Genomic DNA, 23,914 nt, shown 5'->3' on the forward strand with positions numbered 1-23,914 from the left:
GTTGTGTGCGAAACGCTAGTCACCCAGCGACAGCGGGAACGGTACGAAACCAAAATGGTTCTGCACCAAGTAGCGGTGCAATTCCGCCTCCAGGAAGTAGGCGAATGACGCGGTGATCCCAGAGATAGGCCGGTAGGTGGGGTACATCAGCCAAAGGTCGAAATACACCGCGGGGCTGATAGGTTTAACCACTATTTCCTGGGCGCTGAACCCTCGGGTAGAGAACGGCTCGACGATCGACACGCCCGCCCCACTGGCCACCAGTTGGCAGGCCGCTTCCGACATTTGCGTTTCAGCCACGATGATCCGCTGCCGGTCCCGCCCACGGAAGAATTGATCGACCAGAAAGCGTGTACGGTCCTCGGTGCTCAAGGCGATGAAGGGTTCACCCTCCAGGTCCCGTGGCGTAATGATGCCCTTGTCTTTCAAGGAATGATCGGCCGGCAACACACACACGCCCTCTACCTGCATCAGCCGGCGAAATTCGAGCCCTGGCCGGTCTTGCGCCAGCAGGCCGATGCCGATGTCGCTTTTTTGCGCGCTGACCCAATCGACCATGAACTGTGAGCTTCGACTTGTCAGCAGCGGCCCGTTATCCGTTACCTCTCTTCAGGTCGGCGCCTTGACTGTTGGCTGTTGCGCGGCGCATCCGAAAACCTTCAGCCGGGGTAAAGCAGTGCCCTCCACAGGGTTTTCATGCGCTGCGAAAAAAGTTGGCTGGAGAATACTTCTACGTCGAACTGCTCGATGAAGGGCCGCAACGAAAGTGTCAGCGCGATGGCACCGGAAAGGTTATAAAAAAACAAATTTCCATTAACGCCTTTAAGGAATCCGTCGTGGATGGCTTGCTCAACCGTTGGCAGAAAAACTTCTTGGACAGGCTTTATTAGGCGTTCGTACAGGTAATGGAATCGGGCGTCTTGTTGGGCGACCTCTTTGAGAACGAACATCGACATTTCGGGGGCGTCTGCGGAGAAATCGATCATTTGATCGATGGCGTGCAAAAGCCGCTCCATGGAGGTCGCGCCAGTAGCGTCCACAGGGTTTCGGGGTCGGCTCAGTTGCCCGACAAATTGGCCGGCAATGTCATCGACCACTGCTTTCCAAAGTTCTAGTTTGGCGCCGTGCCGGTGCGCGATCAAAGCGACATCGACATTTGCGGTGGCGGCGATGCGCCGCAAGCTAGCGCCTTCGAAACCGTGCGCGGCGAACGACCTCAGCGCCGCTTGAATAATCGCGTCGGGTTTGACCGCACAGGCTTTGGGCGGCCGGCCTCGCCGTTTGGAGGGCGCATTAGGCATTCGTTCAATGTTCCTGGGGGATGGACAGTTTGGTTGACATGCATGGCAATGCAACGCTTTAATCAACGGTCGATGAATTAATATTCATAGTTCCACCATCATAGCGCTAATCATCGATGCGCTTGGCTGTCGGCGTTGGCGTCGGCGGCTTTTAAAAGCCGCTAATGCATTGTTTTGTAGGGATCGCTTAACAAGCCCCTGGTACATGATCTTGATGGCCGCAGGCAGGCGGCGAAGCACTTGATTTCAGCCGCCTAGCGCTCCGTTGGGTGTCGTCAGCGCCTTCCCTAGGGTTTGGGGGGCGGATGGCTCCTGTTTTCGTCATTCATATGGGGTAATGGAGTGTGGCGGTAATGCTGGCCAACGCGCAGAAAACGGCATTGTGCAAACGGCACCTGGCGTTTTTAAAAACGCTGCCAGGGCGTCTACCCGGCAAGGAAGCGCTGATAGCCTCGTTTGCTTTGCTGATGGTGGGTTGCGCTTCAATGGCGCCCCCGAATGTGGCCGTGCCGCTACCGGTTTCGGCGGCGTACCCGGTCACCCCAGAGCACCCGGCGGGAGCGCCAGAAGCTAATGCCGCTGCCCTTTCATGGCAAGCGTTTTTAACCGATGCGCAATTGCGCGCCCTGGTTCAATTAGCGTTGGATAACAACCGCGACTTGCGCGTTGCCGTAGCTCGAGTCGAACAGTCCCGCGCCCGTTACGGGATCCAGCGGGCGGACCTATTCCCCTCAGTGGGCCTGAATGCTGACGGCAGTAACGAACGGGTCCCGCACGACCTGAGCCTAACCGGGCAGCCGGAAATCAACCACCAGTATCAGGCCGGTGTCGGGTTTAACACGTGGGAGCTGGATTTCTGGGGTCGGATACGCAGCCTGCGGGATGCCGCATTGGATAATTATCTCGCCTCGGACGCAGGGCGGCGCGCCGTTGAATTGAGCGTGATCAGTGAAGTCGCGGATGCTTACCTTCAGCTTCGCGAGCTTGATGAACGCTTGGCCCTGGCGCACCGTACGGTCGAAACCAGGGAAGCATCGCTGGCTATTTTCACCCGCCGGGTCGCGGTGGGTTCAACGTCTCAGTTGGACCTCACACAAGTCCAATCGCTATTGCAACAAGCCCACACCTTGGTTGCGCAGTTGGAACAGTCTAGGGCGGTTCAAGTGCATGCGCTTGAAATGCTCGTCGGCAAGCCCGTCGATTTGCGCCCCGAAGCGTCTCGGTCGGATACGTCGATTTTGGCTGAAATGGCCCCTGGGTTGCCGTCTGATCTTTTGATAAACCGGCCCGACATCGTCCAGGCCGAGTACCTCTTAAAAGCTTCCAACGCGAATATCGGCGCGGCCCGTGCGGCTTTTTTCCCGCGCATTGTGCTGACGGGCTCGGCGGGAACCGCCAGTGCAGAGCTTGATAATCTTTTTGCCGCGGGCAGCGGCGCCTGGAATTTCGCACCGAGTATTTCCCTGCCGATATTCGATGCTGGCCGCAACCGCAGCAACCTGGCCTTGGCCCAGGCGCAACGCGAAGAAACCGTGGCGCAATACGAACAGAGTATTCAGGCGGCCTTTCGCGACGTGGCCGATGCATTGACCGACCGCCACTGGCTCAACGAACAAGTGCTCACTTTGCAGACTACACAAAGCGTGCAGCTTGAGCGCGCGCGCTTGGCCAAATTACGTTATGACAGTGGTGCCGCAGCTTTTCTTGAAGTCCTCGATGCCGAGCGTGACCTGCTGGACGTAGAGCAACAGTTGGTGCAACGGCGGCGCGAATTGCTCTCCAGCCAAGTCGCTTTATACAACGCATTAGGTGGAGGCCAAGCGGCAATCGCGCTGAGCGCCGCAAGCCCGAAACCTGAACGTAACGCCCAATGAACAAGGTCGCAATTCATGAAAGTGCCCGGTAAGAAGCTGATAGTGCCATTAGGCATCGTCGTAGTAGTGGTGGCAGGCTGGTTTATTTGGAAAGCGCTGAACCCCGTTGGGTTTGGTGATGGCTTTGCCAGCGGCAATGGTCGTATCGAAGCCACCGAGGTTGATGTTTCGACTAAGTTGGCCGGGCGTTTGGACGACATTCTGGTGCAGGAGGGCGACTTCGTGGAGGCCGGCCAGCGTTTGGCCAATATGCAGGTTCAAGTGCTCACAGCCCAGCGTGACGAAGCCGCTGCCCAGCACCAACAGGCGATCAACACGGTGTTAGGCGCCAAGGCGCAGGTACTGGTGCGCCAAAGCGACAAACTGGCCGCCCAGGCGCTGGTGGCGCAACGCCAAAGTGAATGGGACGCCATGAAGCGGCGGCTCAAACGCTCGGAAATGCTCTCCCGCGAAGGCGCTTTATCGACCCAAGAATATGACGACGACCGGGCCAACGAACGCAGCGCACAAGCGGCACTTAGCGCTGCGCAGGCGCAAGTCGCGGCCGCCCAGGCCAATATCGAAGCAGCACAAGCAGAAGTGGTCGGGGCGCAATCGGCAGTGGCCGCCGGCCTCGCTACCGTTGCCCGCGTAGAGGCCGACATTACCGATAGCCAGTTGGTCGCGCCGCGCGCTGGGCGTGTGCAATACCGTATCGCGCAACCGGGCGAAGTGCTTGCCGCGGGCGGCAAGGTACTCAACCTGGTCGACCTTTCAGACGTGTACCTTACGTTCTTCCTACCCGAAGCGGTCGCCGGGCGCGTCGCCATGGGCAGTGACGTCAGGATCATCCTCGATGCCGCGCCCCAGTACGTGATACCGGCCAAGGTGTCATTCGTGGCCAGTGTTGCGCAGTTCACCCCGAAAACCGTCGAAACGGCCAGCGAACGGCAAAAGTTGATGTTTCGCGTCAAAGCGCAGATCGACCGCGACCTGTTACTGCAAAACCTTAAGCAGATCAAAACCGGCTTGCCCGGCGTGGCCTGGGTCAAGCTCGACCCGCAAGCTGAGTGGCCGGCCGAGTTGGCAGTGAAAGTTTCCAAATGACCGCCGACCCTCAAGCCGGCCCGGTGCTCAACGTCGCCAGCGTCAAGGATGTGGTGCTTACCTACGGTAAAACCCAGGCGCTGGCCGGGGTTACCTTGGATGTTCCCGCTGGGCAAATGGTCGGGCTTATCGGGCCAGACGGCGTGGGTAAATCCAGCTTGCTGTCGCTGCTGGCAGGTGCCAGGGCGATACAGCAAGGGCAGGTCAACGTATTGGCGGGCGACATGAGCCAGGCCGCGCACCGCAACCTGGTGTGCCCACGGATCGCCTACATGCCACAGGGCTTGGGCAAAAACCTCTACCCAACCTTGTCGGTCGAAGAGAACCTGCAGTTCTTCGCCCGCCTGTTTGGCCATGACGCCGCCGAGCGCCGGCGGCGTATCGATGATCTTACCCGCAGCACCGGGTTGTTTTCATTCCTGGCGCGGCCTGCTGGCAAGTTGTCAGGTGGTATGAAGCAAAAGCTGGGGCTGTGCTGCGCACTGATCCACGACCCCGACCTGTTGATACTCGACGAGCCCACCACCGGCGTCGACCCCCTGGCCCGCGCCCAGTTCTGGGACCTGATAGGCAGCATCCGCCAGCAGCGCCCTGGCATGAGTGTGATCGTGGCCACCGCTTACATGGATGAGGCGCAGCGGTTCAATTGGCTGGTTGCCATGGACGCCGGCAAGGTCTTGGCAACGGGTACACCGGAGCAATTGCTGCTTAGTACGCAGTCCCATAATCTGGAGGCGGCCTTTATCGCCTTGCTGCCGGAGGAAAAGCGCCGAGGGCACCAGCCGGTCAACATTACCCCCTTGGAAGACGTCGCCAACCCTGAGATCGCCATCGAAGCTAAAGGCTTGACCATCCGCTTTGGCGATTTCGTGGCGGTGGACCACGTGAGCTTCCGTATTCGCCGTGGTGAAATCTTTGGTTTCCTCGGCTCCAACGGTTGCGGTAAATCCACCACCATGAAGCTGCTGACCGGGCTGTTACCCGCCAGCGAGGGCACGGCAAGCCTGTTCGGCCGCGAAGTGGACCCCGACGACATCGGTACCCGGCGCAGGGTCGGTTATATGTCGCAGGCGTTTTCGCTGTACAGCGAGCTCACCGTGCGGCAGAACCTGGTGCTGCATGCGCAACTGTTCCAGATGCCGGAAGCCCAGATCGGCCCGCGCATCGATGAGCTGGCGGTGCGCTTCAGCCTTGGCGAGGTACTGGAAAGCCTTCCCGAAAGCCTGCCGCTGGGGATTCGCCAGCGTTTATCCCTGGCGGTCGCGACCGTTCACCGGCCTGAGTTGCTGATTTTGGACGAGCCTACCTCCGGCGTTGACCCGATTGCTCGCGACGGTTTCTGGAACCTGCTGATCGAAATGTCCCGTAAAGACCGGGTGACGATTTTTATCTCCACCCACTTCATGAACGAGGCCGAACGCTGCGATCGCATTTCGTTGATGCACGCAGGCAAGGTGCTGGTCAGCGATACGCCCGGCAATATCGTTTCGCAGCGCCACGCCAGTTCGCTGGAGCAAGCGTTCATTGCCTACCTGCAAGAGGCCGCGGGCCCCGCCGATAAAGCGGTAGCCACCGACCCGGCCGCCCCAACGGTGCAGGCCAATGCCGCGCCGGCCAAGCCAACGGGTGCGCCGAACTTCAGCGTCAGCCGCATGTTCAGCTACCTGTGGCGCGAAGCCTTGGAACTGCGGCGTGACCCGGTGCGCGCGACCTTGGCGCTGATCGGCTCATTGGTGTTGATGCTGGTGATGGGCTTTGGCTTGAGCATGGACGTGGAAAACCTCACTTACGCCGTGCTGGACCATGACCAAACCGAATTGAGCCGCAATTATGCGCTGAACCTCTCCGGCTCCCGTTACTTCAAAGAAATGCCGCCGTTGGTGGACTATCAGGACCTCGACTCGCGCATGCGCAGCTCGAAGATCACCTTGGCGATCGAGATACCCCCGGGTTTCGGCCGCGACCTGCAGCGGGGTGCGCCGGTGCAAATTGCGGCCTGGATCGACGGCGCGATGCCGTCCAGGGCCGAGACGATACAGGGCTATGTACAGGGTATGCACCAGGTGTGGTTGCAGGATCAGGCGTTACATCGATTGGGCACCTCCAGCAGTGACAGTTCGGTCAGCATCCAAACCCGCTATCGCTACAACCCCGACGTAAAAAGCCTCCCGGCGATGGTGCCGGCGATCATTCCGCTGCTGTTGTTGATGTTGCCGGCCATGCTCACGGCGCTGTCTGTCGTGCGTGAGAAGGAACTGGGTTCAATCATTAATTTGTATGTTACCCCGGTGACGCGGACCGAGTTTTTGCTGGGTAAACAGTTGCCCTACGTGGCGCTGGCGATGGTTAACTTTCTGTTGATGACGTTAATGGCCGTGACCCTGTTCGATGTTCCGGTCAAGGGCAGTTTCCTGACCCTTCTGCTGGCTGCATTAATTTACAACTTCATCGCCACCGGCATTGGGCTGTTGGCGTCAACGCTGACCAGCAGCCAGATTGCGGCGATGTTTTTCACCATGATCGGCACCATGATCCCTGCGATTCAATTCGCCGGCCTGCTCAACCCGGTGTCTTCGTTGGAGGGCGCGGCGAAATTCGTCGGTGAGATCTACCCGGCGACTCACATGCTGAATATCAGCCGCGGCGTGTTTGGCAAATCCTTGGGCTTCGCCGACCTGCACAATGAATTCTGGCCGCTGTTGGTCGCGGTGCCGTTGATTCTGATGCTGACGGTTGCCCTGCTCAAGAAACAGGACCGCTGACATGCAATCGCTGAAGAATATCTACCGCCTGGGCATCAAGGAGTTGTGGAGCCTGGTCCGCGACCCGACGATGCTGGTGCTGATCATCTATACCTTCACGGTGTCGGTGTATACCGCCGCGACGGCCCAGCCAGACGTGTTGCACATGGCGCCGATCGCGATTGTCGATGAAGACCATTCGCCGTTATCCGGGCGCATCGCCTCGGCGTTTTTTCCGCCGCAGTTCACCCTGCCGGCGATGATTTTCCCGGAGCAGGTCGATGCCGGGCTAGATGCGGGAATCTATACGTTCACGCTCAACATTCCGCCAAAGTTTCAGCAGGACGTATTGGCCAACCGGGCGACGGAAATTCAACTTAACGTGGACGCGACGCGCATGTCCCAGGCGTTCACCGGCAGCGGTTATATCCAACAGATCGTGAATGCGGAAATCACCGAGTTCGTGCAGCGATATCGGGGCGCGCAAGCCTCAGCGGTCGACCTGGTCATCCGCATGCGTTTCAACCCTTCTCTTGAACAGTCATGGTTCGGCGCGCTGATGCAGATCATCGACAATGTCACCATGTTGTCTATTATCCTGACCGGCGCAGCGCTTATTCGCGAGCGTGAGCACGGCACCATCGAGCACTTGTTGGTGATGCCGGTGACCCCTCGGGAAATCATGCTGGCCAAAGTCTGGTCCATGGGCCTGGTGGTGCTTGTCGCTGCCGCCTTGTCGCTGATATTCATCGTGCAAGGGGCGCTGCATGTGCCGATCGAGGGGTCGATTGTGTTGTTCCTGGCGGGGGCGGCCTTGCACCTGTTCGCCACCACCTCCATGGGCATATTCCTGGCGACGCTGGCGCGGAGCATGCCGCAGTTCGGCATGTTGATGATCCTGGTTTTACTGCCGCTGCAAATGCTATCGGGCGGCAGTACGCCACGGGAAAGCATGCCCGAGTTCGTGCAGAACATCATGTTGATAGCGCCTACCACGCATTTCGTCGAGCTCAGCCAGGCGATCCTTTATCGGGGCGCGGGGCTGGCGGTGGTTTGGCCTACGTTCGTCATCTTGCTGATCATCGGTTCGGTGTTGTTTACGGTGTCGCTTTCGCGCTTTCGCAAAACCATTAGCCAGATGGCTTGATAGCCACGTTTCCCCGGCGGGGGATGGGCGTGTTCTCATTCATGCACCCACCAAGGTTTTTTTTGTGCCACTGCATTTTTTAAGCGGCGTTGCTCGCCATTGGCCTGGTGCCCTGTTGATCGCGTTCATGGTGGCTACTGCCGGCTGCGCCGGGGTCAAGGTCAATACGGTCGATAACCGAGATTACCTGGCGCTTCGGCGCGGTGACGTGCTCACATCCGGGCAACTCAGTGCGGCGGCGCGCACGGCATTGCAGGTTGCCGGGGTCGAGGAAAAACGCTGCAGCGAGGCGCCGCAAGCCTGCCGTGAACAGGTGCGCCTTAGCCCTGGCCTGGGCGAAGAACAGCGCCTTTCTACGCTGTCTGAATTGTGGCTGCAAGAGGCGCAGGATACCCATAGCCGGTTAACGGCCGAAGGGCGTACCGACGCCTTTTTGGAAAGTGCGCGTTATGCCTATGCCTATCTGTTCATGACCGCCAGAACACCTAGCCAACGGGCGTTGGAAGACCGCCAATCGCAAGTTCGCGATTACTACAATTTTTCTGTTCAACAGGCGCTCAGCGAATTGTTCGAACGCTACCGGGGCCGGCCGCCGCGCACCGAAGACCACCAGGGCAACTACCGCCTGCAGGCAGGGCGCTGGACGGTGTTCGGGCGTATGGAGCATGTGCGCCTGGCCAACCAGCGCGGCCTGCCCCAGGCATTGATTCCCGCCTCTTCGTTGTCTTTTGCAGGGCTGCGCAACCAGTATCGCCGCGACGGCGTAGGGGCCGAACTAGTGGCCGTCACGGCGAAAAAGGTGGTCAACAGCGACAGCGACGACCAGGCCTGGAGCGAAACGCCTTTTCCGGCGGTGACCGCCGTTGCCCGCTTTCCCGGGCAAACCCTTGACCAGGTGCTCGCTACCCGCGAGGTCGAAGTGCTGGCCTATGACCCGTATCGGCAGGACAGCGTGGAACTGGGCGGTATCGAAGCGCCGTTGGCAGCTAATTTTACCTCGGGTTATGGCTTGTGGCTGGCCCGCTCCGGGTTCGCCCGGCAGTCCTTGCTGACCCTGGTAGGGCGGGGCGATGTGCTGAAAACGCCCCACCTGTACCTATTGCAGCCCTACGACCCTAACCGCCATGTTGTGATCATGTTGCATGGCCTGGCCAGTAGCCCCGAGGCCTGGATCAACGTTGCCAATGAAGTGCTCGGTGACGAAAACCTGCGGCGTAATTACCAAGTGTGGCAGGTGTACTACCCGACCAACCTGCCGCTGGCACTGAACAATGCCACCATCCGCCGGGTGATCGAACAAACCCTGCGGCATTTCGACCCTGAGCAAACCGCGCGGGCCAGCCACGATGTGGTACTGGTCGGCCATAGCATGGGTGGCGTGCTGTCGCGGCTGATGGTGTCGACCTCTGGCACTGGTGTGTGGGATACGCTGTTGGCTAAGTACAACATGAATGGCCAGCAACTGGCGGCCGCGCACAAAGACCTGGACCCGTACCTGACCTTCAGCCCGTTGCCGCAAGTGAGCCGGGCGATCTTTATCGCCGCCCCGCACCGTGGCACGCCCTTCGCCGAAAACCGTATCTCTCGTTGGGCCGCCGGGCTTGTGCAGTTACCCGCCTCGGTGCTCGACCGCTTCAAACAGCTCGCGCAATTGTTGGTGGTGCCGGGCAGCGCCTCCTCCGCGGCCATGGCACGCCCGCTCAACAGCATCGACAACTTGAGTGACCGCGACCCGTTCGTGAGGGCGGTGGCAGACCTACCGATTTCCAGCCAGGTGCGCTACCACAGCATCATTGGTAACTACACGCCCTCGCTGGCACTGGCGCTCTCCAATGACGGGGTGGTGCCCTACAGCAGTAGCCACCTGGCCGGTGCACAATCGGAGAAGGTAGTGCCGTCCAGCCATAGCGTGCAGAACACCCCCGAAGCCATTATCGAGATTCGCCGTATTCTCCAGCTACACCTTAAGGGCTTGGATGAACCGGCAGGGAGCCACCCATGAACATCGCACGCAAGGCCGCCGGCATCCTGCTGCGCGGCCTATTGACCCTGGCCGGTGCCGGCATCACTGCCTGGGGCGCATTAGCGCTGGGTTACCGGCTGCCGTGGCCGGCTTGGGCCAGTTATGCCGTGATCGCTGCCTGGTGCCTGTGCGGTATCGGTTTGCTCGTCGTCGCCTGGCGCCCACGGCCATGGCGGGCGCTGCTCGGTTATGCCGTGATGCTGGCCTGTATCAGTACCTGGTGGGCTACGATCAAACCGTCGAACGCGCGCGTTTGGGCCGATGACGTCGCGCAGATGAGCTCCGGCAGAATCGAAGGCAACCGGCTGACGATGAACAATGTGCGCAACTTCGACTGGCGCGCAGAGGACGATTACCGCGCCCGTTGGGAAACCCGCAGCTATGACCTGGACCGGTTGGCCTCGGTGGACTTGATTACCTCGTACTGGGGCATGCCCGCCATCGCTCACGTGTTGGTTTCATTCGGCTTCGATGACGGCCAGTTCTTGCTGTTCAGTGTCGAAACCCGCAAGGAAAAGGGTGAAGGCTATTCTGAGGTTGCCGGTTTTTTCAAACAGTACGAACTCAGTATCCTGGCGACCGATGAGCATGATGCCCTGGGTGTAAGAACCCAGGTGCGCGGTGAAGACGATTACCTGTATCGGGTGGCGCTGTCGGCGCCGCAGCGCAAAGCCTTGTTGGTGTCATACATTGAACAGGCCAACGAGCTGCTGGAGCAGCCGCGCTTTTACAATACCGTCACCGCCAATTGCACGACCATTGTTTTCGATATGATGAACACCATTGTGACGGGCCTGCCGATGGATTACCGGTTGCTGCTGACCGGCTACTTGCCTAGCTATGTTGATGATGTAGGTGGCCTGCAGCCGGGGTATTCGCTGCAGGCATTACGTGACGCGGGCCGCATTACCGCGCGGGCGAAACAGGCCAGCGCCGCAGCGTTCTCCGTGCGCATCCGCCAGGGGGTGCCGGGTTGGTAACCCCTGGGGCTAGCCAAGTTCAATACTACGCAAATACGCAGCCAATGCCGCTGGCGCCTCTTCGAGCAATAGCTCGCGTTTGAACGCGTCGTTTTCCAATGCCATTTGAAGCAAGCCCAGGGGCATGCCCATGAGGGTTTTGACGCGGCGCCCGCGTTGCACGTCGGTCGCCGTGGGCATGCGTATCGCCAGCACATGATCATAAATGTGTTCTATGTCTTTCCTCAGTTCCGGCGCGCGAAGTTGGCCGCTGGCGAACCCTGAGCTGATCATCAGCATAAAGTCTGGGTGGGTTTCTATGTATCTCAATATCGGCATCATCAGGTAGTCGATAACCCCCTCGGCGGGCAACTCGCGCCAGGTGGTTTCGCTGACCTGCTGGAGCTTGTGCGTGATCGCGGCGATGGACTCAAGGTGGCGAACACCCAGGGCGTGCAATACCGCTTGTTTATCGGCAAAAAAATGATAAAGCGAGCCGATGGACGTATTGGCCTCTTTCGCCAGGCCGTGCATGGTCAACTGTGTGGCGCCCCGGTTTGCCAGTAAGGTGGCGCAGGCATCGAGGATCGCGCTGACGCGTTCGCGGCCGCGGGTTTGCTGCGGCGCGCGTTTGGCCGTGTGGCCAGCGAAATGGGTAGAAGGCATGGCGGCGCCTGTGCATAAGTTGGCGGCCATTATGGCCGATACGCCATAAAAAGGCCGCTTTAAAACTAGACATGTTAGTCTAGTTTTAGGGACAATACGCACCTGGCCCCGCCAGCCCGGAACGGGGCCTATACGCCAAGCCGACAGCCTGCCTGCTCTACGCAGTCAATGATAAGGGGTGTGCCGCTTGCCCGAGTACTTAGAGCCCGTCCCCAAGTGGGAAGCCCATGAACGTCCGTCCATGCCGGGCTCGCCTTCAACACCCACCCATAGCCCCGCGGTACGCCTGGCCTATGCCTGCGTGGCGGTGCTGCTGGGGCTCACCGGCGGTTTGGGCAATGCGTTGATCAGTGCCAACCTCGCCAGCGTTCAAGGCTATTTGGGCCTTACGCCCAGCGAAGGCGCCTGGCTTCCCGCCGCTTATTTGATGGTGAATGTCTCCACCTCATTGCTGCTGATCAAGTTTCGCCAACAATACGGGTTGCGGTTATTCGCCGAGATCGGGCTTTCGTTGTACGCCATCGTCACCGTGTGCCAAGTTTTCGTCGAAGGCTTCGCCATGGCGGTGTTCGTCCGCGCGGCCAGTGGTTTTGCGGCGGCGACGGTCAGTACCTTGGCGGTACTTTACATGCTCCAGGCCTTCAAAAAGGCCGATATGGGCCGGGGCCTGGTATTGGGCATCGGTATTTCCCAATTGGCCACACCGTTGGCCTGGCTGCTGTCGCCTGCGTTATTGGACCTGGGCGAATGGCACCGTTTGTATGTATTCGAAGCGGGGCTGGCACTGTGTTCACTCGCCGCGGTGGTGATTTTGAAGTTACCCCCGGGCGAGCGCGTAAAAGCCTTCGAACCCCTGGATTTCCTCACGTTCGCGTTATTGGCACCCGGCCTGGCGTTGGTCGCGGCGGTGCTGGCGCAAGGGCGGCTACAGTGGTGGAACAGCCAACCTTGGATAGGCTATGCCCTGATCGTGGCCGTGATCTTGCTGACCATCGCCATCGCCATCGAGCATTTACGCCAGACGCCACTGTTACAAACGCGCTGGCTGGGCGCGCTGGACACGGTGCGCTTTGCCACGGGCGCATTGATGTTGCGCTTCATCCTCTCCGAACAGAACTATGGCGCGGTAGGCTTATTGCAAACCCTGGGCATGGGGCCGGACCAACTGCAACCCTTGTATGCGGTGATGTTACTGGGGCTGTTGGCTGGCATGCTCGCCAGCGCCCTGACGTTCAGCCCCCGCACCGCGATACCGCAAATCCTCATCTCCATCGTGCTGGTGGGGGTGGGCAGTTTCATGGACGCCGATGCAACCAATTTAACCCGCCCGCAAAATATGTTCGTCAGCCAAACACTGTTGTCGTTCGCCGCAGGCATGTTCATGGGCCCGTTGATGCTGGTGGGGGTGATGAGTGCGCTGAAACAGGGGCCCCATTACATCGTTAGTTTTTCGGTGTTGTTTTCGCTGACCCAAAGTATCGGCGGCTTAGCCGGGCCGGCGGCATTCGGTACCTTCCAGGTGGTGCGCGAAAAGTTTCATTCGAGCCAGGTCAACGCCTACCTGGACCCGACCAACCCGGTGGTGGCCCAACGCATTCAACTGCAAGGCCAGGCCTACGCCGCCACCCTGCTTGACCCGGCGTTGCGCCAGGCCGAGGGGGTGGCCCAACTGGGCCAGGCGGCAACCCGTGAGGCCAATGTGCTGGCCTACAACGATGTATTCAAGGTAATCGGCACCATGACGATCAGTTTTCTCTGCTGGTCGTTGTTCCATACGTGGCGCGCTGCGCGCAAAGCCGAACCGGCCAAGCAGGCCGTTGCCGGTAATTCTTCTCCTGCTGTGTGATCCCCATGACCGACACCCCCCCGCGCAACGCCCCAGACGCACATCCACCCGCATCGCCCGCAACCGCGCCCGTGGCTGACGGCAGCGCCCCCGCGCAAGACCCACCGAAGGTGATCAAGCCGCGCCGGGGCACGGTGATTGCCATGTTGCTGGTGGCCCTGGTCGGCATCATGGCCATCCTTTATGCCTGGCGGTTCTGGCCCTTCACCAGTGCGATCACCACCACGGAGAACGCTTATGTACGGGGGCAGATTACCGTGATGGCGCCCCAGGTGAATGGCTATGTCGCACAGGTGCTGGTGCGCGATTTCGAAACCGTGCGCCAGGGGCAAACGCTGATCAGCATCGATGACCGTATCTATCGCCAGCGGGTGGAGCAGTCGCTCGCCGACCTTGACGCGCGCAGGGCTGACCTGGCGAACTCGGTGCAAACCCAAGCGTCGGACCAAGCCACCCTGGAATCCCGGCGTGCCGAATTATATTCGGCACAAGCTGAAGCGGACCGGGCCAAGGCAGACGAACTGCGGGTAAACGAATTGGCCTCCCGCGGCTCGGTGTCGGTGCGCGAGCGCGACCAAATCCGCGCCACGGCGCGCGCCGCCGGTGCTGACGTCAAAAAAGCCCAGGCGGCGATCCGGATTGCCGAGGAAACCGTGAAGTCGACGCGGGTGTCCCGCGACGTGCTGGCTGCGCAGGTGCGCACCGCGGAGGCGGCCCTGCACTTGGCGCAGATCGATCTCGATAACACACTGATCAAGGCCCCTATCGACGGGCGCCTGAGCGAGGTATCGGTGCGGCTTGGGCAATATGTCGTGGCCGGTTCGCAACTGCTTTACCTGGTCCCGGAACAGCTGTGGGTGATCGCTAACTATAAGGAAACCCAAACCCACGACATGGCTGTGGGCCAAACTGTGACCATTGACGTCGACGCGCTGGAAAGCCAGCGCCTGACCGGGCATATCGAGCGGCTTGCACCGGCCACCGGGTCGGAGTTCAGCGTGCTGCGTGCAGACAACGCAACGGGTAACTTCACCAAAGTGGCGCAGCGCATCCCGGTGCGCATCGCGCTGGATGCAAACCAGCCCTTGCTGGGCAAGCTGAAACCAGGCATGTCGGTGGTCACCCATGTCGATACCGCCTCTGCCACCAACGGTACGCAGCCATGATAGGTGGCTATTCTCGTGCATGGTCGTGCCTACCCCTGCTGGCGGCCCTGGGCGTGGCGGCCTGTGCCCCGGCTAAAAAGCCGCCGCCGGTAGAGGCCAAGGTGTTTGCGCCGGCAGCGTGGCGAGCGACCGACCAAGCCGACGGGGTGGTATCGGCCACTTGGTGGCAGGCGTTCAACGACCCACAGCTCAGCGCATTGGTTGAACAGGCCCTGCAACACAACACTGACGTACTCACCGCCATATCCCGTGTCGAAGAGGCGCGGCAGCAGATCCAATTGTCACGCTCTGCGCTGTTTCCCACCGTGGATTTATCGGTGGGGGGGCAGACCACCCGTGAGCTGGGTGTAACCGGGATTACCCATACCCGGTCCGTACAGCCCGAACTGCAAGTGTCTTATGAAGCGGACCTCTGGGGGCGGTTGCGTACACTGGAACAGGCCGCGCGTTTGCAATACCAGGCCACCCAGGCGGACCGTGACAACGTGCGGTTGTCCATTGCCAGTACCACTGCCCAGGCGTACATCACGCTGTTATCGCTCGACACCCAGTTACAGGTAACCCGCGATACCGAAAAATCCCGCCTCGGCGCACTGGCCGTCGCCAAGGACCGTGCAGAGTCCGGGTATACCTCGCAACTGGAACTGACCCAGGCGCAGTCCGAATATGAATCGGCGGCGCAAATGGTGCCGCAAACAGAACAAGCGATACGCCAGCAAGAGAACGCCTTGGCCTTGTTGACCGGGCAACTGCCAGGTTATATCGCCCGGGACCACGGCTTGGAGACGTTGAAGCCGCCCGTGGTCCCGGGCTCGTTGCCGTCTACCTTGCTGCGCAGGCGCCCAGACATCCAGCAAGCCGAGCATTTGGTCGCGGCCAGCGACCTGAACCTTGAGGCGCGCCGCGACGATTACCTTCCGCAGGTGCAGTTGTCTGCCGGTATAGGGCGGCTGTATGTCAATGCGCTTAACTACGACCCGATAAAAGTGTGGGACTTGGGTTTAAGTGTGCTTGCGCCCATTTTTACCGGCGGGCAGTTGGAGGCACAGGTGAACGTGGCGACCGCCGAACGTGACCAAGCCGCTTATGCGTACCGTGCGACGGTATTGAATGCATTTTCCGAGGTGGAAACAGCGCTTTCGGGCGTTACCCGGCTTGAACAACAGATCGTTTGGGTCAGGGCGCGGATCAACACGTTGCGCCGGTCGCTGGAGATCGCCACAGACCGATACCAGGGCGGTTATTCGTCTTACCTGGAAGAGCTGGATGCGCAACGCAACCTGTTCGACAGTGAACTGGCCGCTATCCAGGTGCGCGAAACCCAACTGAACAACATCGTGGCGCTGTACCAGGCGCTGGGTGGTGGCTGGGCGCCAACCCCTTGAGGGGCGAACCGTGGCATACGGGCCAGGCGAACAGCGTATTCGGCGCAAGCGGGGCGGGCGGCCCAGGGCCTTTTCGCTGAACCTTCGCCGGCATGCGGTGTTCCCACCCAGAGACGTTCTTGAACAGCTCTGGAGGCATCATGCAATACCGACAGCTTGGCGATTCGGGCTTGCTCGTTTCCCAATTGGTACTGGGCACACTGCCGTTCGGCGGCCGTGATGGCTTCGAAAAGTGCGGCACTGTGGATGTGGCCACCGCCACCCGGCTATTCGACATCGCCTTCGACGCCGGGGTAAACATGGTCGATACCGCCGACCTCTACTCCCATGGCTTGGCCGAAGAGGTGGTCGGTAAGGCGCTGGGCGGCCAGCGCGATAACATTTTGCTGGCGTCCAAGGGGCGCAGCCCGGTCGACCAGAACCCTAACAACAGCGGTGCCTCGCGTTACCACTTGATCCGCGCCTGCGAAGCGAGCCTCAAGCGCCTGCGCACCGACCACCTGGACCTCTACCAAGTGCACAACTGGGATGGCCTGACGCCGATCGAAGAAACCCTCGAAGCGCTCGGCCACTTGGTGCGTTCCGGCAAGGTGCGCTACTTCGGCACCAGCAACTACACCGGCTGGCAGATGATGAAAACCCTGGGCAAGGCCGAGCTGCACGGCTGGCTCAAACCCATCAGCCAGCAGATCTACTACACCCCGGAATCGCGCGAGGCCGAATACGAATTGCTGCCGCTGGCGCTGGACCAAAAGCTTGGCACGCTGGTATGGGGGCCGATGGGCGAGGGGCTGCTGACCGGTTCCACCCGCCGTGGTAAGCCCGCCCCGCCGAGCACCCGCCAGGGCAGTGGCTGGCCAGAACCTTATGTGCACGATACCGAGCGCGCGCTGGACATCATCGAAACCCTGGCCAGCGTGGGTGACGAGCACGGCGTATCGGTAGCCCGGGTGTGTCTGGCCTGGCTGCTGGAGCGCCCGGGCATCACCGGGTTGATCGTGGGGGCGCGCACCGAAGAACACTTGCGCGATAACCTGGCCGCCACCGAATTGAAGTTGACCGTTGCGCAGCGTAGCCGCATCGAAGCCGCGAGCCGGCCCGCACCGCTTTACCCGTACTGGCACCGCTTCACCGCCGGTATCGACCGCTTCGACCCGGCCGAGCAGCCATTTTTGAACGAGCACCGGCAAACCCTTGAGGCGCGCAAAGACAAATAAGCCATCAATCACTACCAGTGAACGAAGTGGAGAGGGCATCGGTCTATCGTTCAGTAATGGCAAAACGGCAGCAATCATGACTTCCGAAGAAGCACAGCGCTTTCTGGGTGCCTGTATCGCCGAGATCACTCGGGCGACGGTGGCCTCGTCATGCCAGGCGTTCTACCGTAAATCCCTGGCGCTGATCCAGGACATGGCCGAATGTGGTTTGATCGATGGGCAGGATGGCGAACGCTTACGCCTGGCAGCGGCCCAGGCCCATGTCCATTGGGCCTTGCACGAGGCCCAGCCCGCCTCGGAACGCGCCGCGCCGATGCAATGATCGCGGTGGTCGGCCCGTTACCGAAGCGCTAGCGCTTCGGCGGTCAGTTGTCTGAACATCGAACCGCCTACCTCTTCACTCGGGCTGCCGAGGCAATGCGCCATCCCCCTCGAACTCCTTGCTCACAACGGCGTTTCGCCGGCACGAAGGGAATAGGTGGGATGCTGAAGCCGGTTAGTTAGCCGGCCGTAGCGTTGACCGCGTATGGCGTGGGTATTTCCGGGCTTTTGATTAGCAGCAGCGATCGCTTCTCGCATCGCTACCCTGGTAATCACGCCAGTACCGAAGATTTGACGGGGGCAGATAATCCGCGGATCAAGCTCGGTTTACTGCCGTTCGGAACAGCCGACACCGCCAGGCGGCGGTGGCGGGTTTCTCCGTTGGGGGTGCCCTGGTGAAATCACAACGGCCTGGTTAGATTGCCCATTCCTGCCCTTCTGACCTGAGGTCGGGCCTTCGACGAAACGACAGCGATTATGGCCTGTCGCAATCATCAGGTCCTAATGACGGAGAAAGAAACATGCCAAACGACACAACCCACACCCCAGTGTGGCTGATCACCGGCTGTTCCAGCGGCTTCGGTCGCGAACTGGCGAAACTGATCATTGACCGAGGATGGCACCTGGTGGCGACGGCTCGGGACAAGTCACGCCTCGGCGACCTGGTCCAACGCGCTGGGGAGCGTGTGCTGGCCGTCGAACTCGACGTCGGCAAGGCCGATCAGGTCGAGGCCGCCGTGGCGGCCGCCAGGGAACACTTTGGCCGCGTCGACGTGCTGGTCAACAATGCCGGCTACGGTTACCAGAGCTCGATTGAAGAGGGCGAAGAAGCTGAAATTCGCGCGCAGTTCGATGCCAACGTTTTTGGCTTGTTCGCGGTCACCCGTGCGGTATTGCCGATCATGCGCGCGCAACGCAGCGGCCACATCATCAATATCACCTCGGTGGCGGGGTTGATTGGGTTTCCCGGTTCTGGCTACTACGCCGCGTCCAAGCATGCCGTGGAGGGGTTCTCCGATGCATTGAGTGCGGAGGTCAAGCCGTTGGGCATCTCGGTTACCTGCGTAGAGCCAGGGCCATTTCGTACCGACTGGGCGGGGCGGTCGTTACGCCAGACGCCTTCACGTATCGATGACTACAAGGACACGGCCGCCAAACGGATGAACTCGACCAAGCAATTGAGCGGCACCCAGGCCGGGGACCCGGTGCGGGCCGCCGACGCGATGATTGCCTTGACGCAGCGGCCGGACGCCCCGCGCCACTTGGTGCTGGGCAGTTGGGGCTATGACACTGTACTGGCTGATCGCCGGGCGCGGTTGGAGCAGACCGAGCTGCTTCGCGATATAAGTGTTGGGGCAGATTTTCCGAACGAGTGAGGGGCGGTTGGTCTGAGCGGTATTGCAGCGCCGATGATGCTCAATGCTTGCTGGCGCTGTCGCCCAGGGCCAGCAGCTGCTTTTCCTGATTCCAGTCGAACGCCTCGCCCTGTTCCTCGGCCTCGAAGCGGCGTTCGTCCAGTTGCTGGTACAGGTCGATTTCGTCGTCGGGCATGAAGTGCAGGCAGTCGCCGCCGAAGAACCACAATAGGTCACGTGGCACCAGGTGGGCGATTTGCGGATAGCGCTGGATCACTTGGGCGATCAGGTCCTGGCCCAGGTATTGGCTTTGGATCGGGTCCTGCGGCAGCAGCGTGAGCAGTTCGTCGAAGCGCTCCAGGAACAGGGCGTGGCTTTCTTCCGGCACTTGTTCGGCTTCGCCGAGGGCCACGAGGATGCTGCGCAGGTGGGTGAGCAGCGCCAAGTGGTGTTCGAGGTGTGGGTGGGTCATGGCCACTGGCTCCTGGAAAACGGCCGGGCAGTATAACGCCTTGCTGCCCCTTACGGCAGGGGCAGGGGTGGGCGGCTAGGCGGCGGGCTGGGCCTGTTTGAGGGTATCGGCGATCATGAAGGCCAATTCCAGCGATTGGTCTGCGTTCATGCGCGGGTCGCAGTGGGTGTGGTAGCGGTCGCTCAGGGCGTCTTCGGTGATGGGCCGGGCGCCGCCGATGCATTCGGTCACGTTTTGCCCGGTCATTTCGATGTGGATGCCGCCGGGGTAGCTGCCTTCGGCACGGTGCACCTGGAAGAAGGCCTTGACCTCGCTGAGGATCTGGGCGAAGTCGCGGGTTTTGTAACCGCTGCTGGCCTTGATGGTATTCCCATGCATCGGGTCGCTGCTCCATAGCACCTGGCGGCCTTCGCGCTGTACCGCGCGAATCAGCGCCGGCAGGTGTGCCTCGACCTTGCCCGCGCCCATGCGCGCGATCAGGTTGAGGCGCCCGGGGTCGTTGCTGGGGTTGAGCGTATCGATCAACCGCAGTAGGTCATCCGGCGCCATGCTGGGCCCGACCTTCACCCCGATGGGGTTGTGCACCCCGCGTAGGAACTCTACGTGGGCACCGTCCAGTTGCCGGGTGCGGTCGCCGATCCACAGCATGTGCGCCGAACAGTCGTAGTAGTCGTGGGTCAGGCTGTCGCGGCGCACGAAGGCTTCTTCGAAATTCAGCAGCAATGCCTCATGGGCGGTAAAAAAGCTGGTTTCACGCACTTGCGGGGCATTTTCCAGGCCCACCGCGCGCATGAAGGCCAGGGTTTCGTCGATGCGGTCGGCCAGGCGGTGGTATTTGTCCGCCAGGGCCGAGCCGGCGATGAAATCGAGGTTCCAGCGGTGCACTTGGTGCAGGTCGGCGAAACCCCCTTGGGCGAAGGCGCGCAGTAGGTTAAGGCTGGCGGTGGCTTGGTGGTAGGCCTGCAGCAGGCGCTCGGGGTCGGGGGTGCGGTTTTTTTCGTCGAAGCCGATGGCGTTGACGATGTCGCCCCGGTACGCCGGCAGGGTCACGCCCTGCTGGGTTTCTTCGCCACTGGAGCGCGGCTTGGCGAACTGCCCGGCCATGCGCCCCACCTTCACCACCGGGCAACCAGCGGCGAAGGTCATGACGATGGCCATCTGCAACAGTACCTTGAAGGTGTCGCGGATCTTCGCCGCGGAAAACTCCGCGAAGCTTTCGGCGCAGTCGCCGCCCTGCAACAGGAACGCGCGGCCTTGGGTCACTTCGGCGAACTGCCGGCGCAGTTCACGCGCCTCGCCAGCGAACACCAGCGGCGGCATCGCTGCCAGGGTGTGTTCAACCCGCGCCAAGTGGGCGGCGTCGGGGTAGGCCGGTTGTTGGCTGATCGGCAGGTTGCGCCAACTGTCGGGGCTCCAGGGTGCGGTCATGGCAGGCTCTTCGTGTTTATAGGTTACCGCCCGCAATCTTAGCATTGGCACTGGCGCAACATGGCCACGCGCGCCACAATTGGCGCTTTGCAGTTGAACATGGGCAGTACCGTGGAAGACACCCCGCAAACGCCAGCGCCGCGCCAGGAGCGCATGCTCGCCGAAGTGCACGATGCTTTTGGCCTGATCCGGGTGTGGGAGGTCGATGAGTACCGCTTTCTTGAGTTCGGCGCGGCCGTCGAACAAAGTTGCACCTTCATCCCGGACCCCGCCTGGCTTGAATACGACTACACCCGCGCAATGCTGCTGGGCGCGTTGTGCCACCCGGCACCGGACAGCGCATTGTTTCTGGGCCTGGGGGCGGGCACGCTGACCCAGGCCTGCTTGAAGTTCTTGCCGCTCGAAGATGTGGAATGCATCGAACTGCGCCCCGACGTGCCGCGCCTGGCCATGGAGCATTTGGGCCTGGCCGACGACCCGCGGTTGTATATCCGCATCGGCGATGCGCTGGAGCTGCTGCCCAGCGCGGAGCCTGCCGACCTGATTTTCGTCGACCTTTATACCGACCAGGGCCCTGGCGTGGGCCACCTGGCCTGGAATTTCCTGGAACGCTGCCAGCAGCGCCTGCAACCGGGCGGTTGGCTGGTGATCAACCAATGGGGCGATGATAACGGCAAACCGCTGGGCGCGGCCTTGCTGCGAGGGTTGTACCACCGGCATTACTGGGAGCTGCCGGTTAAAGAAGGCAATGTCATCCTGCTGGTGCCCGCCAGCCTTGACCAAACCCTGGACCTGCCCGGCCTCAAGGCGCGGGCCGAGGCCCTGGCGCCGGCACTGGGCTATTCGTTGGCAGCGCTGATCGAGGTATTGCGCCCAGCCACATGAAAGCCCAGCGCGCTGCAGGCAGCAGCACCGGTGGCAGGCTGGCGCGGTAGTAACGGGCCGGCAAAAAACACTCACGCGCTGGCGCGCTTTCGGGTATGATACGCGCCGGCCCGGGAATGGGCCGCGTTAAGCAGCGTTATCTGCCGGAGGCTCCTTCGGCTGACGCCTGGACCACCGGGCTCTTCTTAACGATTCTATTCATTCATTCGTTTTCGCAAATCCCCGCCGCCAAAACTGCCAGGGCGACTCTCGCAAGTCTCAACACGGCATGCGCAGTTTTGGAGCATGGGTCTTTGCGGATGCACCTAGAGGCAGACCCATGACCCAGGAAACCGGCGGCTTCGCCGCTCTCGATCTTCACCCAAGCATCGTCGCTGCAGTCATCGCCACAGGCTATGAAGAGCCTTCGGCCATTCAACAGCAGTCGATTCCGCTTATTCTCGCCGGCCACGACTTGATCGGCCAGGCGCAGACCGGCACCGGCAAAACCGCCGCCTTCGCACTGCCGGTGCTGCACAAGATCGACCTCAGCAAGCGCGAGCCGCAAGCCCTGATCCTGGCGCCAACCCGCGAGTTGGCGCTGCAAGTAGCAACCGCATTCGAAACCTACGCCAAGCAGATGCCTGGCGTGAGCGTTGTCGCCGTTTACGGCGGCGCCCCCATGGGGCCGCAGATAAAAGCCCTGCGCCAGGGTGCGCAGATCATCGTGGCCACCCCGGGCCGCCTGTGCGACCACCTGCGCCGCGACGATAAAGTCCTGGCAACGGTGAACCACCTGGTACTCGACGAAGCCGACGAAATGCTCAAGCTCGGCTTCATGGATGACCTTGAAGTTATCTTCAATGCCATGCCCGCGTCGCGCCAGACCGTATTGTTCTCTGCCACGTTGCCGCCGTCGATCCGCGCGATCGCCGAGCGCCACCTCAAAGAGCCCAAGCACGTCAAGATCCAAAGCAAAACCCAGACCGTAGCAGCCATCGAGCAGGCTTACATGCAGGTGCACGCCGACCAGAAGGCCCAGGCCGTGCTGCGGCTGCTCGAAGTCGAAGAGTTCGATGCGCTGATCGCCTTCGTGCGCACCAAGCAGGCCACCCTTGACCTGGCCAGCGCGCTGGAGGCCAAAGGCTACAAGGCTGCCGCGCTGAACGGCGATATTGCCCAGAACCAGCGTGAGCGGGTGATCGAGTCGCTCAAGGATGGCCGCCTGGACATCGTCGTGGCCACCGACGTGGCTGCCCGTGGCCTAGACGTGCCGCGCATCACCCACGTATTCAACGTCGACATGCCCTACGACCCTGAGTCTTACGTGCACCGCATTGGCCGTACTGGCCGTGCCGGCCGCGAAGGCCGCGCGCTGTTGCTGGTAACGCCGCGTGAGCGGCGCATGTTGCAGGTGATCGAGCGGGTAACCGGGCAAAAGGTCAGCGAAGTGCGCCTGCCGGCGCCCCAGGCCGTGCTCGATGCCCGCATCAAGAAGCTCACCAAAAGCTTGCTACCGCTGGTGGCCGATGCCGAAGCCAGCCATGGCGAATTGTTCGACCGCCTGGCCACCGACCTGGGCTGCACCCCGCGTGCCTTGGCTGCCGCCCTGTTGCGTAAGGCCACCAACGGCCAAGCACTGGATTTGGCCAGCGTCGAGCGTGAGCAGCCCCTGGTGCCGACCGCCGCACCGCGTGAGCGCAGCGAGCGTAGCCAGGGTGGCGAACGCGAACGCCGCGCGCCCATCCCGCTGGGCGAAGGCCGTGCCCGTTGCCGCACCGCGCTGGGCGCGCGCGACGGCATCGCCGCGAAGAACTTGTTGGGCGCCATCCTCAACGAAGGCGGCCTGGCCCGTGACGCGATCGGCCGCATCCAGGTGCGTGAGAGCTTCAGCCTGGTCGAACTGCCCGAAGACGGCCTGGACCGCTTGCTGACCAAGCTCAAGGACACCCGCGTGGCCGGCAAGCAACTGAAGCTGCGTCGGTACCGCGAAGACTGACCGTAGGTTTCAGGCAGTAAGCTTCATCCGCTAAGCGAAAAAGCCGCCAGTCAACGTTGTGTTG

Annotated in this window: 19 protein-coding genes; 14 read left to right on the forward strand and 5 right to left on the reverse strand. The window is 61.3% G+C overall.

Features of this window, described 5'->3' with window-relative positions; translation table 11 throughout:
• Positions 1–15: 15 nt before the first annotated feature.
• Together HAQ05_RS02300 and HAQ05_RS02305 are read right to left on the reverse strand one after the other, a co-directional pair.
• Positions 16–585, reverse strand: coding sequence for a LysR substrate-binding domain-containing protein (locus HAQ05_RS02300; protein ID WP_338050092.1), 570 nt, complete (start codon positions 583–585; stop codon positions 16–18).
• Between the two features lie 74 nt (positions 586–659).
• On the reverse strand, positions 660–1,301 hold the full coding sequence (locus HAQ05_RS02305; protein ID WP_190416969.1) for a TetR/AcrR family transcriptional regulator: 642 nt from the start codon (positions 1,299–1,301) through the stop codon (positions 660–662).
• Between the two features lie 467 nt (positions 1,302–1,768).
• Between HAQ05_RS02305 and HAQ05_RS02310 the strand changes: the two genes are divergently transcribed.
• From HAQ05_RS02310 to HAQ05_RS02335, 6 genes are all read left to right on the forward strand, one after another.
• Positions 1,769–3,175: an efflux transporter outer membrane subunit gene (locus HAQ05_RS02310; protein ID WP_274601956.1), complete on the forward strand. Its 1,407-nt coding sequence runs from the start codon at positions 1,769–1,771 to the stop codon at positions 3,173–3,175.
• A gap of 15 nt (positions 3,176–3,190) precedes the next feature.
• Entirely contained in the window at positions 3,191–4,261 is a 1,071-nt protein-coding gene (locus HAQ05_RS02315) for an HlyD family secretion protein (protein WP_190416971.1), read from the forward strand.
• Positions 4,258–7,023, forward strand: coding sequence for a ribosome-associated ATPase/putative transporter RbbA (gene rbbA / locus HAQ05_RS02320; protein WP_190416972.1), 2,766 nt, complete (start codon positions 4,258–4,260; stop codon positions 7,021–7,023). The genes HAQ05_RS02315 and rbbA overlap by 4 nt, the downstream gene beginning before the upstream one ends.
• Before the next feature lies 1 nt (position 7,024).
• Entirely contained in the window at positions 7,025–8,149 is a 1,125-nt protein-coding gene (locus tag HAQ05_RS02325) for an ABC transporter permease (RefSeq protein ID WP_190416973.1), read from the forward strand.
• Between the two features lie 115 nt (positions 8,150–8,264).
• Positions 8,265–10,151 (forward strand): esterase/lipase family protein, encoded by a 1,887-nt coding sequence (locus tag HAQ05_RS02330; protein ID WP_238935006.1) that lies wholly within the window; start codon positions 8,265–8,267, stop codon positions 10,149–10,151.
• Positions 10,148–11,152, forward strand: a complete 1,005-nt coding sequence (locus tag HAQ05_RS02335; protein ID WP_190416974.1) for an Lnb N-terminal periplasmic domain-containing protein — start codon at positions 10,148–10,150, stop codon at positions 11,150–11,152. Before HAQ05_RS02330 ends, HAQ05_RS02335 begins: the two co-directional genes overlap by 4 nt.
• Positions 11,153–11,161: 9 nt before the next feature.
• Here the strand turns inward: HAQ05_RS02335 and HAQ05_RS02340 are convergent, their stop codons facing one another.
• The gene (locus HAQ05_RS02340) at positions 11,162–11,797 is read right to left on the reverse strand and encodes a TetR/AcrR family transcriptional regulator (protein WP_190416975.1); all 636 of its coding nucleotides are present in this window, start codon (positions 11,795–11,797) and stop codon (positions 11,162–11,164) included.
• A 241-nt stretch (positions 11,798–12,038) separates the two neighbouring features.
• Between HAQ05_RS02340 and HAQ05_RS02345 the strand changes: the two genes are divergently transcribed.
• The 6 genes from HAQ05_RS02345 (at position 12,039) to HAQ05_RS02370 (ending at position 19,108) form a co-directional block, all read left to right on the forward strand.
• Positions 12,039–13,643: an MFS transporter gene (locus HAQ05_RS02345; protein WP_190417057.1), complete on the forward strand. Its 1,605-nt coding sequence runs from the start codon at positions 12,039–12,041 to the stop codon at positions 13,641–13,643.
• Between the two features lie 5 nt (positions 13,644–13,648).
• Entirely contained in the window at positions 13,649–14,809 is a 1,161-nt protein-coding gene (locus tag HAQ05_RS02350) for an HlyD family secretion protein (protein WP_190416976.1), read from the forward strand.
• Positions 14,806–16,194 carry an efflux transporter outer membrane subunit gene (locus tag HAQ05_RS02355; RefSeq protein WP_190416977.1) on the forward strand — a complete coding sequence of 463 codons (1,389 nt, stop codon included), beginning with the start codon at positions 14,806–14,808 and terminating at the stop codon, positions 16,192–16,194. Before HAQ05_RS02350 ends, HAQ05_RS02355 begins: the two co-directional genes overlap by 4 nt.
• Before the next feature lie 140 nt (positions 16,195–16,334).
• Positions 16,335–17,411 (forward strand): aldo/keto reductase, encoded by a 1,077-nt coding sequence (locus tag HAQ05_RS02360; RefSeq protein ID WP_190416978.1) that lies wholly within the window; start codon positions 16,335–16,337, stop codon positions 17,409–17,411.
• Positions 17,412–17,487: 76 nt separating this feature from the next.
• A complete protein-coding gene (locus HAQ05_RS02365; protein WP_190416979.1) occupies positions 17,488–17,733 on the forward strand; it encodes a hypothetical protein in 246 nt (81 codons plus the stop codon).
• Positions 17,734–18,253: 520 nt separating this feature from the next.
• The gene (locus HAQ05_RS02370) at positions 18,254–19,108 is read left to right on the forward strand and encodes an oxidoreductase (RefSeq protein WP_190416980.1); all 855 of its coding nucleotides are present in this window, start codon (positions 18,254–18,256) and stop codon (positions 19,106–19,108) included.
• A gap of 40 nt (positions 19,109–19,148) precedes the next feature.
• On the opposite strand, the gene HAQ05_RS02375 is transcribed toward HAQ05_RS02370, so the two are convergent.
• The gene (locus HAQ05_RS02375) at positions 19,149–19,559 is read right to left on the reverse strand and encodes a PA2817 family protein (RefSeq protein ID WP_190416981.1); all 411 of its coding nucleotides are present in this window, start codon (positions 19,557–19,559) and stop codon (positions 19,149–19,151) included.
• 75 nt (positions 19,560–19,634) lie between these two features.
• Positions 19,635–20,987: a class II 3-deoxy-7-phosphoheptulonate synthase gene (locus HAQ05_RS02380; RefSeq protein ID WP_190416982.1), complete on the reverse strand. Its 1,353-nt coding sequence runs from the start codon at positions 20,985–20,987 to the stop codon at positions 19,635–19,637.
• 99 nt (positions 20,988–21,086) lie between these two features.
• Between HAQ05_RS02380 and HAQ05_RS02385 the strand changes: the two genes are divergently transcribed.
• Together HAQ05_RS02385 and HAQ05_RS02390 are read left to right on the forward strand one after the other, a co-directional pair.
• Positions 21,087–21,872: a spermidine synthase gene (locus HAQ05_RS02385; protein ID WP_190417059.1), complete on the forward strand. Its 786-nt coding sequence runs from the start codon at positions 21,087–21,089 to the stop codon at positions 21,870–21,872.
• A gap of 319 nt (positions 21,873–22,191) precedes the next feature.
• Positions 22,192–23,850 carry a DEAD/DEAH box helicase gene (locus HAQ05_RS02390; RefSeq protein WP_190416983.1) on the forward strand — a complete coding sequence of 553 codons (1,659 nt, stop codon included), beginning with the start codon at positions 22,192–22,194 and terminating at the stop codon, positions 23,848–23,850.
• Positions 23,851–23,914 lie beyond the last annotated feature (64 nt).

Origin of the sequence: Pseudomonas typographi (genome assembly GCF_014694385.1) — a bacterium.
GTDB classification, from domain to species: domain Bacteria; phylum Pseudomonadota; class Gammaproteobacteria; order Pseudomonadales; family Pseudomonadaceae; genus Aquipseudomonas; species Aquipseudomonas typographi.